This is a genomic window from Rhodoferax sp. UBA5149 (genome assembly GCF_002413825.1).
Lineage (GTDB): Bacteria > Pseudomonadota > Gammaproteobacteria > Burkholderiales > Burkholderiaceae_C > Rhodoferax.
Genome location: NZ_DHXT01000106.1, coordinates 34,016 through 37,063, shown reverse-complemented (window position 1 = coordinate 37,063; position 3,048 = coordinate 34,016). Strand labels below are relative to the sequence as shown.

The window sequence follows — 3,048 nt, the reverse complement described above, 5'->3', positions numbered from 1 at the left end:
CATCCCTAACTTGAGCGAGCAACAGCTCCATCGTCTGGACGAGTCGGGCACCATCTACGTCGGCGCTGAAGTTGAGCCCGGCGATACGCTGGTTGGCAAGGTCACACCTAAAGGCGAGACCACACTGACCCCAGAGGAGAAACTGCTGCGCGCCATCTTCGGCGAAAAGGCCAGCGACGTCAAAGACACATCTTTGCGTGTGGACCAGGGTTCGAAAGGGACCGTGATCGATGTGCAGGTATTCACCCGTGAAGGCATTGTGCGCGACCGCCGTGCACAGCAAATCATCGACGACGAACTCAAGCGCTTCCGTCTTGATTTGAATGACCAGCTTCGCATTGTGGAAGCAGACGCGTTCGACCGAATCGAGAAATTGTTGCTGGGTAAGGTGGCGAACGGCGGCCCACAAAAGCTCGCCAAAGGCACCAAAATCGACAAGGCGTATTTGGCCTCGGTGGACAAATTCCACTGGTTCGATATTCGTCCCGCCGAGGATGAGATTGCCACTCAGTTGGAGAGCAACAAGAACTCTCTGGAGCAAACCCGCCACAGCTTCGATCTCGCCTTTGAAGAAAAGCGCAAGAAGCTGACGCAGGGTGACGAGTTGCCTGCGGGCGTGTTGAAGATGGTCAAGGTGTACATCGCCGTCAAACGCCGGCTGCAACCGGGTGACAAGATGGCCGGTCGCCATGGTAACAAGGGTGTGGTTTCCAAGATCGTTCCGGTCGAAGACATGCCTTATATGGCGGATGGCACGCCCTGCGATATCGTCCTGAACCCACTCGGCGTTCCTTCACGAATGAACGTGGGGCAGGTGTTGGAAGTGCATTTGGGCTGGGCCGGCAAAGGCATTGGCAACCGAATTGGCGACATGTTGCAGGCAGAAGCCAAGGTGGCCGAATTGCGCAAGTTCATGGAAGAGCTCTACAACGGCACCGGCCGCAAGGAAGAGCTGTCTCTGCTGAGTGACGATGAAGTGCTGGAAATGGCGGGAAACCTGACGAACGGCGTGCCGTTCGCGACACCCGTGTTTGACGGCGCATCGGAAGAGCAAATCCGGACCATGCTCAAACTGGCCTACCCGGATGACATTGTCAAGGCCAAGGGACTGACAGCTGCGCGCACCCAGGCCAACCTGTATGACGGCCGCTCCGGCGATCCGTTCGAGCGTCCGACCACGATTGGCTACATGCACTTCTTGAAGTTGCACCATTTGGTGGACGACAAAATGCACGCCCGCTCCACCGGTCCTTACAGTCTCGTCACGCAACAACCACTGGGCGGCAAGGCGCAGTTTGGTGGTCAACGTTTCGGCGAGATGGAGGTCTGGGCGCTCGAAGCGTATGGCGCCGCCTACACGCTGCAGGAGATGCTCACGGTCAAGTCAGACGACGTGCAGGGCCGTACCAAGGTGTACGAGAGCATTGTCAAGGGTGAGCACTCGATCGAAGCCGGCATGCCGGAATCGTTCAATGTGCTGGTCAAGGAAATCCGCTCACTCGGTATTGATATCGAGTTGGAACGCAGCTAAGCACGGACAAGAAAAGGATTCAACATGAAATCATTACTCGACCTGTTCAAGCAGTTCACGCCTGATGAGCATTTCAATGCCATCAAGATTGGCATGGCCTCTCCCGAGAAGATCCGTTCGTGGTCTTTCGGCGAGGTCAAAAAGCCCGAAACCATCAACTACCGCACCTTCAAGCCCGAGCGTGACGGCCTGTTTTGCGCCAAGATTTTTGGTCCCATCAAGGACTACGAATGCCTGTGCGGCAAATACAAGCGCCTCAAGCATCGCGGCGTGATCTGCGAGAAGTGCGGCGTTGAAGTGACCCAGACCAAAGTGCGCCGGGAGCGCATGGGCCACATCGACCTGGCGGCACCTTGTGCGCACATCTGGTTCCTGAAGTCACTGCCGTCGCGTCTGGGCCTGGTGCTCGACATGACCTTGCGCGACATCGAACGCGTGCTGTACTTTGAAGCTTATGTGGTGACCGATCCGGGCATGACGCCGCTGAAGAAATTCAGCATCATGTCGGAAGACGATTTTGACGCCAAATTCAAGGAATACGGCGACGAGTTTCAGGCCAAGATGGGTGCCGAAGGCATCAAGGATTTGCTGCAAAGCATTGACATCGACGGCTCGATCGAGAAGCTTCGCAACGACCCGACCGGTTCCGAGCTGAAGATCAAGAAAAACACCAAGCGCCTCAAGCTGCTTGAAGCGTTCAAGAAATCCGGCATCAAGCCCGAGTGGATGGTACTCGACGTGTTGCCCGTGTTGCCACCGGATTTGCGCCCCCTGGTGCCGCTGGACGGTGGCCGTTTTGCCACCTCGGATCTGAACGATCTGTACCGTCGCGTGATCAACCGCAACAGCCGTCTGCGCCGTTTGTTGGAATTGAAAGCACCGGAAATCATTGCTCGCAATGAAAAGCGCATGCTGCAAGAGGCCGTGGATTCGCTGCTGGACAACGGTCGTCGCGGCAAGGCGATGACGGGCGCCAACAAGCGCGCGCTCAAGTCCCTGGCCGACATGATCAAAGGCAAGAGCGGACGTTTCCGCCAGAACTTGCTGGGCAAGCGGGTCGATTACTCGGGTCGCTCCGTGATCGTGGTGGGTCCCACGCTCAAGCTCCATCAGTGCGGTCTGCCGAAGCTGATGGCGCTTGAGTTGTTCAAGCCTTTCATCTTCGCGCGTCTCGAAGCCATGGGCATCGCCACGACCATCAAGGCCGCCAAGAAGGAAGTCGAATCCGGCACGCCCGTGGTGTGGGACATCCTGGAAGAGGTAATCAAAGAACACCCGGTGATGCTGAACCGTGCGCCTACCCTACACCGCTTGGGCATCCAGGCCTTTGAGCCGATCCTGATCGAAGGCAAGGCCATTCAATTGCATCCGCTGGTTTGCGCCGCCTTCAACGCCGACTTTGACGGTGACCAGATGGCCGTCCACGTGCCCCTGTCGGTGGAAGCGCAGGTCGAGTGCCGCACCCTGATGCTGGCCTCCAACAACGTGCTGTTCCCGTCCAACGGCGAACCTTCGAT

General features: G+C 57.4%; 2 pseudogenes. Both read left to right on the top strand.

Annotation, left to right across the window (positions count from 1 at the left end):
- Nucleotides 1-1,531, top strand: a pseudogene (gene rpoB / locus B3V69_RS09800) (DNA-directed RNA polymerase subunit beta); the annotation flags it as partial.
- 24 nt (nt 1,532-1,555) lie between these two features.
- A pseudogene (locus B3V69_RS09795) lies at nt 1,556-3,048 on the top strand (DNA-directed RNA polymerase subunit beta'); the annotation flags it as partial.